12 protein-coding genes are annotated in these 13,174 nt (G+C 62.9%); 5 read left to right on the top strand and 7 right to left on the bottom strand.

The window, feature by feature from the left end; translation table 11 throughout:
- Positions 1-89 precede the first annotated feature (89 nt).
- Together ygfZ and phaeop14_RS10830 are read right to left on the bottom strand one after the other, a co-directional pair.
- Positions 90-830 carry a CAF17-like 4Fe-4S cluster assembly/insertion protein YgfZ gene (gene ygfZ / locus phaeop14_RS10835; protein ID WP_040174036.1) on the bottom strand — a complete coding sequence of 247 codons (741 nt, stop codon included), beginning with the start codon at positions 828-830 and terminating at the stop codon, positions 90-92.
- 56 nt (positions 831-886) lie between these two features.
- The gene (locus tag phaeop14_RS10830; RefSeq protein ID WP_244905831.1) at positions 887-2,728 is read right to left on the bottom strand and encodes an ABC transporter ATP-binding protein; all 1,842 of its coding nucleotides are present in this window, start codon (positions 2,726-2,728) and stop codon (positions 887-889) included.
- Between the two features lie 417 nt (positions 2,729-3,145).
- On the opposite strand from phaeop14_RS10830, the gene phaeop14_RS10825 reads away from it, so the two are divergent.
- A complete protein-coding gene (locus phaeop14_RS10825) occupies positions 3,146-4,399 on the top strand; it encodes a pyridoxal-phosphate-dependent aminotransferase family protein (RefSeq protein WP_096789534.1) in 1,254 nt (417 codons plus the stop codon).
- 25 nt (positions 4,400-4,424) lie between these two features.
- Here the strand turns inward: phaeop14_RS10825 and phaeop14_RS10820 are convergent, their stop codons facing one another.
- A complete protein-coding gene (locus tag phaeop14_RS10820; protein WP_096789533.1) occupies positions 4,425-5,534 on the bottom strand; it encodes a pyridoxal phosphate-dependent aminotransferase in 1,110 nt (369 codons plus the stop codon).
- A 139-nt stretch (positions 5,535-5,673) separates the two neighbouring features.
- On the opposite strand from phaeop14_RS10820, the gene phaeop14_RS10815 reads away from it, so the two are divergent.
- Positions 5,674-6,459: a crotonase/enoyl-CoA hydratase family protein gene (locus phaeop14_RS10815; protein ID WP_096790289.1), complete on the top strand. Its 786-nt coding sequence runs from the start codon at positions 5,674-5,676 to the stop codon at positions 6,457-6,459.
- A 112-nt stretch (positions 6,460-6,571) separates the two neighbouring features.
- On the opposite strand, the gene phaeop14_RS10810 is transcribed toward phaeop14_RS10815, so the two are convergent.
- The 3 genes from phaeop14_RS10810 to secG form a co-directional block, all read right to left on the bottom strand.
- Positions 6,572-7,474, bottom strand: a complete 903-nt coding sequence (locus phaeop14_RS10810) for a fructose bisphosphate aldolase (RefSeq protein WP_096789532.1) — start codon at positions 7,472-7,474, stop codon at positions 6,572-6,574.
- 192 nt (positions 7,475-7,666) lie between these two features.
- On the bottom strand, positions 7,667-9,310 hold the full coding sequence (locus tag phaeop14_RS10805; RefSeq protein ID WP_024096471.1) for a CTP synthase: 1,644 nt from the start codon (positions 9,308-9,310) through the stop codon (positions 7,667-7,669).
- Positions 9,311-9,572: 262 nt separating this feature from the next.
- Positions 9,573-9,935, bottom strand: coding sequence for a preprotein translocase subunit SecG (gene secG, locus phaeop14_RS10800; protein WP_096789531.1), 363 nt, complete (start codon positions 9,933-9,935; stop codon positions 9,573-9,575).
- Between the two features lie 249 nt (positions 9,936-10,184).
- Here secG and nthA point away from each other — a divergent pair, with 249 nt between their 5' ends.
- Genes nthA through phaeop14_RS10785 form a run of 3 tightly spaced genes read left to right on the top strand, consistent with a single transcriptional unit; the run spans position 10,185 to position 11,889 of the window.
- Positions 10,185-10,811 (top strand): nitrile hydratase subunit alpha, encoded by a 627-nt coding sequence (gene nthA / locus phaeop14_RS10795; RefSeq protein WP_096789530.1) that lies wholly within the window; start codon positions 10,185-10,187, stop codon positions 10,809-10,811.
- Positions 10,808-11,512, top strand: coding sequence for a nitrile hydratase subunit beta (gene nthB, locus phaeop14_RS10790; protein WP_096789529.1), 705 nt, complete (start codon positions 10,808-10,810; stop codon positions 11,510-11,512). Before nthA ends, nthB begins: the two co-directional genes overlap by 4 nt.
- A complete protein-coding gene (locus tag phaeop14_RS10785) occupies positions 11,509-11,889 on the top strand; it encodes a nitrile hydratase accessory protein (protein ID WP_096789528.1) in 381 nt (126 codons plus the stop codon). The genes nthB and phaeop14_RS10785 overlap by 4 nt, the downstream gene beginning before the upstream one ends.
- A 489-nt stretch (positions 11,890-12,378) precedes the next feature.
- Here the strand turns inward: phaeop14_RS10785 and phaeop14_RS10780 are convergent, their stop codons facing one another.
- Positions 12,379-13,173 (bottom strand): IclR family transcriptional regulator, encoded by a 795-nt coding sequence (locus tag phaeop14_RS10780; RefSeq protein WP_096789527.1) that lies wholly within the window; start codon positions 13,171-13,173, stop codon positions 12,379-12,381.
- Position 13,174 lies beyond the last annotated feature (1 nt).

Genomic DNA, 13,174 nt, shown 5'->3' with positions numbered 1-13,174 from the left:
GAAAAATGATCCCTCAGACATAGCCGAGCGGCGGATCAACCCTGCTGTGACGTCGCGTCACAAGCTGCGGGTGCGGCCACAGAATTGCCTCAGGTCTTAGCCTGCCAGTCGATCCGCGCGTCCTGCGCACACATGTCGTCACCGGCGCGGTCGAATCGCAGATAGGCGATGGCCTGATTTCCGGCCTGCGTGAACAGCGTGCCGACGGGTTTATCGGCGCGCCGGATCTCGGTGCCGATGGGGGCCGCGCCCGCAACCGTGACCGTGGCCAGCCCCTTGCGCAGGGTGGTCTTGTGCTTCATCCGGGCGGTGACCTCCTGGCCGACATAGCAGCCTTTGCGGAAATCGACGCCGTTCAGCCGTTCAAACCCAGCCTCCAAGATGTAGCTGTCCGATCCCAGCTCAATGCCGGTTTCGGGGATGCAATGGGCGACGCGGATCGCGTCCCAGTTGCTGCCATCGTCGCCTGCCTCCGCGCCATAAAGCCGCCAGCCCAGATCCGGGTGTCGCGGATCCGCCAGCGCGCCCTCAGGCGCAGGTCCGGTGCCCCGGCACACGGCCAGATCGGTTTCCTCAATGGTGATCTTGGCGCGCAGCCGGTACATGGTCAGCCGTTTCGCCAGACTGGCGGCCAGGCTCTCGTCCACATCCAGCAGCAGATCTTCGCCATCCGCAGCGACAAAGAAGTCCGCCAGATATTTGCCCTGTGGCGTCAGCAGGGCGGCATAGACCAGCCCCTGATCGACCTTGGCGACATCATTGGTGATCAGCCCCTGCAGGAAGTCACGGGTCTCGGCACCGGAAAGGCGCAGGATGCGGCGGTTGCTCATAGGTCAGGCTCCTGAAGGATCATGAAAGGCAATGTAGGTCGCGGGGTGGGCAAGGCCTAGCCGAACATGCGGCGGGCCAGTTTCTGGAACCAGCGGGGCTGGTCACCGCCATCGCGGACTTGTTTCGGCGCCTGTGCGGCGACGCCTTCGCGGTCGACCAGCGTTTTGCCGTCCTGAAACTGCAACCGGTAGAGATCCGCATAGATGCCGCCGCGCTCCAGCAGCTCTTCATGGGTGCCATGGTCCATCACCTCGCCGCGTTCCATCACCACGATTTTATCGGCATTGCGGATGGTCGACAGCCGGTGCGCGATGACCAATGTGGTGCGCCCGCCGGAGAGTTTCTCCAGCGCCTGTTGCACCACCTTTTCAGATTGCGCATCCAGGGCCGAAGTCGCCTCGTCCAGCAGCAGGATCGGCGTGTCCCGCAGCAGCGCGCGGGCAATCACCACCCGCTGGCGCTGTCCCCCAGACAGGGCTGAGCCACGCGGCCCCACCAGAGTATCCAGCCCATTGGCCAGCTTCGGCAGAAAATCCGCCACATGGGAGGCTTGCAACACCTCCTCTAGCTGCGCATCACTCACATCGGTGCGCCCCAGAAGGATGTTCTCGCGCAGGGTTTCGTCGAACAGCAGCGCCTCCTGTGTGACCACGGAAAACAACCCGCGCAGGTCATCCAGATCGAGATCCCGCACAGCAACGCCGCCCACGGTGACGGATCCCTCCTGCGGGTCCACCAGCCGGGTCAGCAAGTTGAAGATGGTCGATTTGCCCGCACCCGAGGCGCCGACCAGGGCGGTGGTTTTGCCTGCCTCTGCCACCAGCGACAGTTGGCGCAGCACATCGGAGTCGCCATAGCGCAGGGTCACATCTGTCAGCGCCACCTCTGGCAGACCCTTGGGGGGGGGCACGGGGTTTTCCGGCGATACCAGTTTGATGGGCGAGTCCATCAACTCCTTGATGCGCTCCATCGCGGCGGCGGCCGCCTGCCAGGTGCCGCTGATCGACGCCAGACGGCGCATCGGATCAAAGGCCAGACCAATGGCGGTGAAGAAGCTCATGAACTCACCAACGGTTTTCTTGCCCTCGATGATTTCCGCGCCGCCGTAAAGCACCACGCCCATTACACCCAACCCGGCCATGATATCGATCATGCCGGTGGTGGACGCCACGCCAAAGGACGCGCGCACCTCGGAGCGGACAAACTGATCCATATGGCCGCCAAACCGGTCGGTCTGGTAGTCTTCAAGATTGTTCAGTTTGATCGGCACAATGCCGTGAAAAATCTCATCCAGCCGGGTGGAGAGCGAGGCGCCCAAATCCCGTGCCTGCGAGGCCTTGCGCCGCACGTAGCGTTGCACGGCGGCCAGCGGCAACAGCAGCATCGGCAAGCCAACCAGCATGATCGCGGTCCAGCGCCAGTCCACGCTGATCGCCACCGCCAGCACGGCAACCATCTGGGTGACATCGCGGCCCGCCCCGGTGATCAGCGCCTGCCAGACCGAATTGATCGCCATTACATCGCTTTGCACCCGCTGGATCAGAAACCCGGGCGGGTTCACCTGATGAAACGAGGGATCCTGTCGGATTAGCCGCGCCAACATATCCTTGCGCATATGCGCCGCAGAGGTCTGGGAAATCTTGCTCAGGATCACCTTTTGGCAGACGCTGGACAGCCCCCGCATGGTAAAAATGATCAGAAACGCCAGGCTGACCCAGAACAGCGCATTGGTATTGCCCGCGACAAACACCAGATCAAACATCGGCTGCATCATGTAGCTGAGGCCACCAACGGTGCCGCCCTCAATCAGCATGAACAGGATCGCCAGACCCAATAGCCCCATGTAGTGGCGCAGATAGCCCCGCCAGAGCCAGCCGAGCAATTCGCGCGAGGACATGTGTTCGGGCTTGCTCTTGATGGCCGGGGGCTCCCCTGTGACGGGGGGCTTTGCCACGGTCTGATCCGTCGCGGGAGCTGTGGTCTGCGTCGGCGATGCCGCCTCCGTGGACGCGTCCGTGGCGGGGGCCGTGTCCGGCGCTGCGGGCGAGGGGGTCTTGGGGTCAGTCTGGGGCAAGGGGTCCAACCGCTGTGGTTTTTCTGGCGCTGACATCTGCGTCAGACCTGCGCCATTTAAGCAGCTGAGGGGAAAGGTGCAAGCATTGGCGCGGCTGTCACCCGTTGCAGGCGCGGCGCCGACCGGGATCACGACATCGCTACGTCAAATTTATTTGCACGGCAGCGCAAGGGCTTGCAGCCTTTGACCCCGCAGGCCACAGTCGCCGCAATCAGACCGTTTGCAGGACAGGAGTGCAGCATGACAGCGGGTGTTTCCCTTGCCGCGGGGCGCGGATATCTGGCGATCCCCGGACCGTCGGTCATTCCGGATGCGGTGTTGCAGGCGATGCACCGTCCGTCGCCGAATATCTATGCCGGAGAACTGGTGGAGATGACCGCGACGCTGATCCCCGATCTGCGCCGGGTTGCGCGCACGGATCATCATGTGGCGATCTATATTTCCAATGGTCACGGTGCCTGGGAGGCGGCGTTGCAGAACACGCTGAAACCCGGCGACACGGTGCTGGTGGCCTCCTCCGGGCGCTTTGCCATCGGCTGGTCCGAAATGGCAGAGGCGCTGGGGATTGAGGTTGAGCTGCTGGATTTCGGCACCGGCGCGCCCTGGGATATGGATCGGATCGCCAGCCATCTGGCCGCAGATACCGCGCATCGGATCAAGGCGGTTCTGGCAGTGCATGTCGATACCTCCAGCTCCATCCGCAATGATGTGGCGGCGCTGCGCGCGGCCCTGGAGGCCTGCGATCACCCCGCGCTGTTGATGGCAGATTGCATTGCCTCGCTCGGCTGTGACCGGTTTGAGATGGACGCCTGGGGCGTCGATGTGATGGTTTCCGCCTGCCAGAAGGGGCTGATGGTGCCTGCGGGCATGGGGTTTGTGTTCTTCAGCCCCAAGGCCGCCGAGGCCCGCGCCCGCCTGCCGCGGGTCAGCCGCTATTGGGATTGGGAGCCACGCGCCAATCCGGAAGAATTCTACCAGTACTTTGGCGGCACCGCGCCGACGCATCATCTCTATGGTCTGCGGGCCGCGCTGGATCTGATCCACGGCGAGGGGATGGAGGCCGTCTGGGCGCGGCATCATCATCTGGCGCGCGCGATCTGGGCGGCCTGTGGCGCTTGGGGCGCGGATGGTCCGCTGCGGATGAATGTGCAGGACGTTGCCTTGCGCTCCAATGCGGTGACCTCCCTGCATCTGGGCGGCGATCACGCCACCCGCCTGCGCGCGTGGGTCGAGCAGACCCTGGGGCTGACGCTGGGCATCGGCCTTGGCATGGCGGCGCCGAACAGCCCGGAGTGGCACGGCTTCCTGCGCCTGGGTCATATGGGCCATGTGAACGGTCAGATGATCATGGGGCTACTGGGCGGTGTTGATGCCGGGCTGAAGGCGCTGGAGATCCCGCATGGATCCGGCGCGCTGGAGGCCGCGGCATCGGTGATCGCCGGGGCTGGCAGCACAGAAACCAGCGCGCCCTCAGATCTGAGCTGCTGCGGGTGATCCGCAGCAGCCCTTGCGCGCGGCTTCAGCCGTTGCGCGCCCGCGCCAGCGCGATAGGCAGTGCGCGGGCGAAGGCGTCGAGCTGATCCTCCGGCCCGCAGCTCACGCGGATGCAGCGGTTTTGCGGCGCGGCAAAGGGCATCCGCACAAACACGCCCTGATCCACCAGACCGTCCAGCACCGATTTGGCAAACGCGCCATCTCTGCCGCAGTCGATGGCCACAAAATTGGTGGCTGAGGGCAGCGGCGTCAGCCCATTGGCGCGGGCAATTTCGCCAATCCGGTCGCGGGCGGTGCTGATGCGGTCCAGAACCTCTGCCAGCCAGTGCTGATCCTGCAGGGCCGCCAGCGCGCCAATCTGGGCGGTACGGTTCATGCCGAAATGGTTGCGCACTTTGTTGAAGGCGGCGATCAGTTCCGCCTCTGCCAGCACATAGCCCACCCGCGCACCGGCCATGCCATAGGCCTTGGAAAACGTTCGGGTTCGGATCACGCGCGGATCATTGATGTCGATGGGCAGGGCAGTGCCCTCCGGCGCGCAGTCGATATAGGCCTCGTCCAAGAGCAGCAGGCAGCCCTTTGGCAGGGTAGCCATCGCCGCCAGCAGATCGGCGCCGCTGTGCCAGCTGCCCATCGGGTTGTCGGGATTGGCCAGATAGACCAGCTTCGCACCCACATCTGCCGCCCTGGCAAAGAGCGCGGCGGGGTCTTCGTGGTCGACCTTGTAGGGGACGGTATGCAATACGCCGCCAAAGCCTGCGACATGGTAGTTGAACGTCGGATAGGCTCCAAGCGAGGTGACCACCGCATCGCCCTCGCCAATCAGCAGCCGCACCAGATAGCCGAGCAACCCGTCAATGCCCTCGCCAATCATGATATTCTCAGGCGCAACACTGTGGTGGGCGGCCAATGCCGCGCGCAGGTCGTGGCTTTCGGCGTCGCCGTATTTCCAGATCTCCGTGAGCGAAGCCTGCATCGCCGCAATCGCCTTCGGCGAGGGGCCAAAGATATTCTCATTTGCGCCCAGCCGCGCCTTGAACACCGCGCCGCGCTGGCGTTCCTGGGTTTCCGGCCCGACAAAGGGAACCGAAGCGGGGAGGGATTGGGCGAGCGGGGTGTAGCGTGGCTGTGTCATGGGGGCAGATAACGTGATCGGACCCTCTCGGGCAAGCGCAGGTCACAGCCTGCCGCTTTGCCCCGGCGTTACGCTGGCGCGGGCCGGGGATCCGGGGCAGTCTGCGGCCAAGAGAATGTCCGAGAAAGAGGGGGCCGACATGGCACGGGTATCGGTAGAGATCGAAGACCACATCGCACGGGTGACGCTGACCCGCGGCGACAAGATGAACGCGCTGGACAGTCAGATGATCGAAGAGATCATTGCCGCAGGCGAAAGCCTGATGGACAGCAAGGCGCGGGTGGTTGTGCTCTCGGGCGAGGGCAAGGCGTTTTGCGCCGGGCTGGATCTGATGAGCTTTGCCCAGATGGGGCTGAAAAACCCTGAAGAGTGGCTGATGAGCCGCTCTCACGGTGATGCCAATCAGGTACAACAGGTGGCGATGGTCTGGCGGCGGCTGCCAATGCCGGTGATTGCGGCGATCAATGGCGTTGCCTTTGGCGGCGGGCTGCAACTGGCGCTGGGGGCCGATATCCGCATTGCCGCGCCGGATGCGCGGTTTTCGGTCATGGAGATGAAATGGGGTATTGTTCCCGACATGGGGGGCATGGTGCTCTTGCCGCAGCTGTTGCGGTCCGATGTGATGCGCAGGCTGACCTATACGGCGGAGAAGGTCTCGGCGCCGCAGGCGCTGGACTGGGGGCTGGTTACGGAACTGGCCGAAGATCCCGTCGCCCGCGCCCATGAGCTGGCGACCGTGATTGCAGGCCAAAGCCCGGCCGCCATCCGCGCGGCGAAAGCGCTGATCGAGACGGCCGAGACCAGCACCGACAGCGCCGAGGTGCTGCTGGAGGAATCCCGCGTTCAGGTCGGTCTGATCGGCAAGCCCGAGCAGATGGAGGTGGTCGCCGCCCAGATGCAGAAACGCGCGCCAAAATTCGACTGAGCCCGGCGTCAGCCAGATCTGAAACGAACCCGTGATGAAATGAAAAAGAGCCGCGCCTGGATCTGACCGGCGCGGCTCTTTTCTTAGTGTCTTGCCCCGTCAGGGGCGCGCGTCAGATCGAGGCGCGGTAGATCTTGTCGATGTTGGAGCCAAGCGCCGCGTTATAGTCCTCATCGCTCATGGCCACGTTCAGACCTTCGGTCAGGGCGCGGCTGAAGGAGGCGATCATGGTCTTGTTCTGGGACAGCTTCTCGCAGGCGTCATCGGTGGTGTAACCGCCGGACAGGGCCACGACGCGCACCACATTGGCGTGGGCTGCCAGATCGTCATAAAGACCGGCCTCGGTCGGGATGGTCAGCTTCAGCGCCACTTTGGTCTCGGCGGGCAGGGCGTTCAACTCGGCCAGAATCGCGTCTTTCAGCAGCGCTTCAGCTTCGGCTTTGGTGGCGGAGTGGATATCCACCTCCGGTTCGATGATCGGCAGCAGGCCGGCAGCGGCAATCTGGCGGCCGATGATGAACTGCTGACCCACGACATTCTTGATGCCGGTGGCATTGGCGCCCTTGATGACGGAGCGCATCTTGGTGCCGAAAATCCCGGCCTTCACCGCGCGCGACAGCAGCGCATCAAGATCAGGCATCGGTTTCATGGTCTGGGCGTCGTCCGCCTCATCCGCGAGACCTTTGTCCACTTTGAGGAAGGGCACAACACCGCAAGTGTTCCAGAGGTAGGCAGGCACCGGAGTGCCGTCGATGGCCGCATCCATGGTCTTTTCAAACAGGATCGCGCCGAGGATCTTGTCGCTGTTGAAATCGGGCGCGGTGATGATGCGGGCGCGCATCTTCTGGATCTCGCCGAACATCTCGTCGTCATTGGCATAGGCGCCTTCGGTCACACCATAGAGCGCCAGAGCCTTCGGGGTGGAGCCGCCGGACTGATCGAGCGCCGCAATGAAGCCCTTGCCGTTTGCGATACGATCAAGCTGTGCGGTCTGGGTCGAAGTTTCTTGCGCCATAGGTCGGGTCTCCACGAAAAGGGATTGTCTGTCTGGCACCGTCTATACCGCGCCTGCGGCAGGAAACAACTATTAGCATCAGGTGGTTGCGCTAACGCCGTCGCTAACATGACGTGTGGGCAAGAAAAAAGGCAGACCGCGCGGGCCTGCCTTTTTCGTTGTAATGATCTGTGGCGCATGCGGCGCCGGGCGTCACACCAGACGCGAGGCTTCCTTGGCGGCGCGAACGAAATCGTCGAACAGCGGGTGCGGATCAAATGGTTTCGATTTCAGTTCTGGATGGAACTGCACGCCGATGAACCAGGGGTGATCCGACCATTCGACGATTTCCGGCAGGCGACCATCGGGGGACATGCCGGAGAATTTGAGGCCACAGGCCTCCAGCTGTTCGCGGTATTTGGTGTCCACCTCATAGCGGTGACGGTGGCGTTCCTCGATCTTGGTGGTGCCATAGACCTCGGCCACTTTGGAGCCTTCGGCCAACGTGGCGTTGTAGGAGCCCAGACGCATGGTGCCGCCCTTGTCGTCATCGACCTTGCGCGCGACAGTGTGGTTGCCCTGCACCCATTCTTTCAGGTGATAGACCACCGGCTCAAAGCGTTTCTTGCCCGCCTCGTGGTCGAATTCTTCCGAACCCGCCTCGGAGATACCTGCAACGTTGCGCGCGGCTTCGATCACCGCCATCTGCATGCCAAGGCAGATGCCCAGATAGGGCAGCTTGTGCTCGCGGGCATATTGCGCCGCCTTGATCTTGCCCTCGGTGCCGCGCTCGCCAAAGCCGCCGGGAACCAGAATGGCGTTATAGCCCTGCAAGTAAGGCGCGGCGTCTTCCTTGTCGAACAGCTCGGCGTCGACCCATTCGATCTTCACCTTCACGCGGTTCGACATGCCGCCATGGGTCAGTGCCTCGGCGATGGATTTATAGGCGTCTTCCAGCTGGGTGTATTTGCCCACGATGGCAATTTTGACTTCGCCTTCGGGGTTGTAGATGCGGTCAGCCACATCTTCCCAGCGGGCCAGTTTGGGTTTCGGGGCAGGGGCAATGCCAAAGGCATCCAGAACCGCCTGATCGAGACCCTCGCGGTGATAGGCCAGCGGCGCCTCATAGATGGATTTCAGATCCTGCGCGGCAATCACCGAGTCGGCGCGCACGTTGCAGAACAGCGCCAGTTTTTCGCGTTCCTTATGCGGGATCGGACCCTCGGAGCGGCAGACCAGAATATCGGGGGCCAGACCGATGGAGCGCAGCTCCTTCACGGAGTGCTGGGTCGGCTTGGTCTTCAGCTCACCGGAGGCCTTGATATAGGGCAGGAGGGTGAGGTGCATGAAAATACACTGGCCGCGCGCCTTGTCATTGGCGAACTGACGGATCGCTTCAAAGAAGGGCAGACCTTCGATGTCGCCGACGGTGCCGCCGATTTCGCAGAGCATGAAATCAACCTCATCTTCGCCGATGGAGATGAAGTCTTTGATTTCATTGGTCACATGCGGAATGACCTGAATGGTCTTGCCGAGGTAATCTCCACGGCGTTCCTTTTCCAGCACGTTGGAATAGATCCGGCCCGAGGAGACCGAGTCGGTCTTGCGGGCGGCCACACCGGTGAACCGTTCGTAGTGGCCCAGGTCGAGATCGGTTTCGGCGCCGTCGTCAGTTACGAAGACTTCGCCATGTTCGAACGGGCTCATCGTGCCCGGATCGACGTTCAGATAGGGGTCCAGTTTGCGCAGGCGGACGGAATAGCCGCGCGCCTGAAGAAGTGCCCCAAGAGCGGCGGATGCCAGCCCTTTGCCCAGAGATGATACAACACCGCCAGTAATGAAAATGAAACGCGCCATGAGTGTTCGGCTGCCCCCGTGAGAAGTCAGAATTCAGCTGCCCGGCGGTTGCAGAAACCGCAGCATCACGGGGCTTTACGTATAAAGGATTCGCGCAAAATGCGCAAGCAAGCCGCAAGATGCTGTTACGGCTGCTTTTGTTCATTCTAAGTGTAGTGGATTCTCGCGAATCCCGCGTCAGACGCAGTGGTAATTGTCGGATCTGCCCAAAGCGGTGAGATCCGCCGGGCCGATCCAAAGATCCGGACCCGAAGGGCCGGATTTAGTCTGCGCTGGGAACCAGCGGTGCGTTGTCGCCCTGAACCGGCGGCAGCAGATCGCTGCCGAGCGGCGCTTCGGGGGCATCAGCGGCACCCTCTGCGGCAGGGGCGCCCAGGCGGTCGGCGACCGAAGAGCCTGCGGATTTCTGTGCCGCCAGAATGGTCAGCGTGATCGAGGTGCCGATAAAGGCCACGGCCAGGATCCAGGTCAGCTTGCTCATCGCGGTGGCTGCGGCCCGGCCAGACATGGCCCCGCCACCGCCGCCGCCCATGCCAAGGCCGCCGCCTTCGGAACGCTGCAAGAGGACAACGGCAATCAGCCCCAAGGCCAGAAGAAGATGGATGATGAGTACGACGTTTTCCATAGGATCCTACGGCGGTTGGCTGAGTATCGGGCGGTAAATAGGGAAGATTGCTCTGAGGGGCAAGGGCTCAGTTTGCCGAAGCGTGGAGAACGCGGCGCTATGGCCTCTGAGGCGGCTGAAATGTGCAGGAAATAGCGCAGGATCGGCGCCTGCGGGAGGAGGCGGTGGCGCCTTGCATCAGGCCCGCTGATCCCATCCATGACGGATTGTGACTGGACAGGTTTGCGCTGTGGCGGGCAGTCTCACCCCATGCCTCATGATCACGCTGACGCCCCGCATAGCCTCTTGCCCCCGGATCCTGCCCTGCGCGTCAATGCGCTGGAAACCCTGCTGACCCAGAAGGGGCTGATTGATCCGGCCGCTCTGGATGAGATTATCGACACCTATCAGAACCGCATCGGTCCTGCGAATGGCGCGCGGGTGGTGGCCCGCGCCTGGCACGATCCGGACTTCAAGGCCGCGTTGCTGGCTGACGCCGATCCGGTGCTGGCGGATCTGGGCTATTATGGCCGTCAGGGCGAGCATATGGTGGTGGTGGAGAACACCCCCGCGCAGCACAATATGGTCGTCTGTACCCTGTGCAGCTGTTACCCGTGGCCGCTCCTGGGCATTCCGCCGGGGTGGTACAAATCGGATGCCTACCGCGCCCGCGCTGTGCGTGAGCCGCGCCGGGTGCTGGCGGAGTTTGGCGTGACCTTGCCTGCGGACACATCGGTGCGGGTCTGGGACTCCACGGCCGAGGTGCGCTATCTGGTGCTGCCGATGCGACCCGAGGGCAGCGAAGGGATGAGCGAAGAACAACTGGCCGCATTGGTGAGCCGTGACAGTATGATCGGCACAGGATTGGCGATCGCGCCCGAGGTGGCGGCGTCATGAGCCGGGTCCATGACATGGGGGGACGATTCGGCGATGGGCCGGTGACGCCCGAACCGCAGGGCGCCCCGGTTTTTGCCGAAGACTGGCACGCCCGTGCGCTGGCGATAACGCTGGCCTGCGGCGCGTTGGGGCAGTGGAATATCGACACGTCGCGCCATGCGCGCGAACGGCTGGCGCCGCTGGATTACACGCGGTTTTCCTACTACGAGAAATGGCTGGCGGGTTTGGCAACGCTGCTGGTGGAAAAACAGGTGCTGAGCGCCAAAGATCTGGCCTCAGCCACTGACGGCAGTGATGGCACGGGCGCTGATCGCGCGGCCCCGCATCCGCTGGCTGCCCGTGCTCTGAAGGCGGCGGATGTGGCCGCAGCACTGGCCAAGGGTGGTCCGGCGGATCGCCCCAGTGATGTGGCCGTTGCCTTTGCCCCCGGTGACCCTGTGCGCTGTCGCCGCCCCGGTGGCAATCGGTTGGTGGCGGGCGGCCACACGCGGCTGCCGACCTATGCGGTTGGGGCGCGGGGGTGGATTGTGCGGGTGCATGGGACGCATGTTCTGCCTGACAGTGCCGCCCATGGTCTGGGCGAGGCACCGGAGCCGCTCTATGCGGTGGCCTTTGCGGCATCGGACCTGTGGAGCGCGCCGGAGCATCCGGGAGACGAGGTGGTGCTGGATCTGTGGCAGAGCTATCTGGAGGCGGTATGAGCGGATTTGAGAATTTGCCACAGGCGCAACCGGACCCGGTCTTCGGGCAACCCTGGCACGCGCAGGTCTTTGCGCTGACGGTGCATCTGAATGAACGCGGGGCGTTTTCCTGGGGCGACTGGGTGGCGCGGTTTTCTGCGACGCTGCGCCGTCACGGGTTGGCGAAGGATCTGAATGGTGGCGAGGATTATTTTGCCGCCTGGCTGGAAACGCTGGAACAGTATCTGGCCGAGGCCGGAACAGTGGCGGTCGAGGACGCCGCGGATATGCGCCTGAAATGGGAGGCGGCCTATCTCGCCACGCCTCATGGCCAACCGGTGCGGCTGGCAGAGCCCGCGTTATGCACATCGGGCGGCTCCGCTGCGGCGGGTTCATAAACAGGGTGTTCAGACACTGTTGGGGGCATGGTGCAGTGTTGGTGTCTGCGGCTGGATGTCTCCGGTTTGACCCCTTGGTCTGACGGGGTTTATTCGGTGTCTCCTCCTGCGGATGAAGAGAAAAGAGGGCGGCGCCGCCGCTAAAGCTCTGGTCAGGCCCGGGTGGGGCCTGGCGGACAGGATATCCTGATCTGCCCCCGCATTGTTTGGCGTGCCAACTGCGGTCTTACGCAGCACCCTGCGGATGCGGAGCCGATCTTGGGTCGTCTTGGTTGGTGGCGCAGCAGGGCGGTTACTCCGGCTGCGCAGAGGTGATCGATCAGCGATCAGTCTGGCAGATATCTGAGTAAAGGTCGTGAAGTGGGCGCGCGGTGAGGAGGCAACGGGGGCGGGCGCGATGGCAGGGTGCGATAGCAGCGCGCAGGAGGCGCGATTTGCGAAGTGTTGCCTGTCTTCCTGAAGCAGCCGAACTAAGGGCGTTTCGCGACATCAGTTGCCGGTCGATAGATCCTCGTGCAGCTGGGTCAAGCGCATCGCAGCGGTTTTCAGGGGTTCGAGAAACTCGAGAATCTGGCTCAGCGAGTGACGTTGAACCGGGGCATGAACCGAAAGGGTTGCCATCAGTCTGTCTTGAGTATCAAGGATCGGCACAGCAATCGCAGCCATGCCAGTCATGAATTCCTCGTCATCGGTCGAATAGCCCCGTTCACGGGTTTTTTGTAGCTCTGCGCGCAGCGCATCAGGAGAGGTGATTGTCTTGTCGGTCTGTGGCTCCAGAGCCCGGGCTGAGAGCACGCTGTTTAAGGTCGCAGCCCGCAATGTCGACAGATACATCTTGCCGCTAGCCGTGCAGTGAAACGGCACCTGGGTACCGATCGGAAGCTGAATGCGCAGCGGCCATTTGGTCTCAACACGGTCCAGATAGGTCATGCCTTCGCGATCTGGCGTCGCCAAATTGCAGGTTTCTCCGATTTCCTCAGCTACCGCCTTTAGGATGGCCAGTCGGGCCGTGCGCAGATGTTCGGATGAAATTGTGTTCACCGCCAGTGACCGCAGTCTCGGGCCGGGTCCATAGGAGCGCCCATCGAGATCGCGTTGTAGGAAGGCTTCTTCCTCGGCGGTTTGCAATAGCCGGTGCAGGGTGGGTTTTGGCAGGCCCAGAGCATCGGCCAATTGTGCAGGCTTTACTGCGACGCCCCGCCGGACAACCTCCTCCAGAATCAACAGCAGCCGCAGGTTTGTTGGAATCTGTGTTTCTTTGGGGGGGCTCGTCCGGTCGGGCATG

It is taken from the genome of Phaeobacter piscinae (genome assembly GCF_002407245.1).
Lineage (GTDB): Bacteria > Pseudomonadota > Alphaproteobacteria > Rhodobacterales > Rhodobacteraceae > Phaeobacter > Phaeobacter piscinae.
This window is presented reverse-complemented; position numbering and strand designations above follow the sequence as displayed.

Excerpts from the sequence above, each read along its gene's own strand:
- phaeop14_RS10810 (WP_096789532.1), bottom strand. The coding sequence starts at position 7,474 with ATGGCGCAAGAAACTTCGACCCAGACCGCACAGCTTGATCGTATCGCA.
- ygfZ (WP_040174036.1), bottom strand. The coding sequence starts at position 830 with ATGAGCAACCGCCGCATCCTGCGCCTTTCCGGTGCCGAGACCCGTGAC.
- phaeop14_RS10805 (WP_024096471.1), bottom strand. The coding sequence starts at position 9,310 with ATGGCGCGTTTCATTTTCATTACTGGCGGTGTTGTATCATCTCTGGGC.
- phaeop14_RS10785 (WP_096789528.1), top strand. The coding sequence starts at position 11,509 with ATGAGCGGATTTGAGAATTTGCCACAGGCGCAACCGGACCCGGTCTTC.
- nthB (WP_096789529.1), top strand. The coding sequence starts at position 10,808 with ATGAGCCGGGTCCATGACATGGGGGGACGATTCGGCGATGGGCCGGTG.
- phaeop14_RS10825 (WP_096789534.1), top strand. The coding sequence starts at position 3,146 with ATGACAGCGGGTGTTTCCCTTGCCGCGGGGCGCGGATATCTGGCGATC.
- phaeop14_RS10830 (WP_244905831.1), bottom strand. The coding sequence starts at position 2,728 with ATGTCCTCGCGCGAATTGCTCGGCTGGCTCTGGCGGGGCTATCTGCGC.
- phaeop14_RS10815 (WP_096790289.1), top strand. The coding sequence starts at position 5,674 with ATGGCACGGGTATCGGTAGAGATCGAAGACCACATCGCACGGGTGACG.
- phaeop14_RS10780 (WP_096789527.1), bottom strand. The coding sequence starts at position 13,173 with ATGCCCGACCGGACGAGCCCCCCCAAAGAAACACAGATTCCAACAAAC.
- phaeop14_RS10820 (WP_096789533.1), bottom strand. The coding sequence starts at position 5,534 with ATGACACAGCCACGCTACACCCCGCTCGCCCAATCCCTCCCCGCTTCG.
- secG (WP_096789531.1), bottom strand. The coding sequence starts at position 9,935 with ATGGAAAACGTCGTACTCATCATCCATCTTCTTCTGGCCTTGGGGCTG.
- nthA (WP_096789530.1), top strand. The coding sequence starts at position 10,185 with ATGCCTCATGATCACGCTGACGCCCCGCATAGCCTCTTGCCCCCGGAT.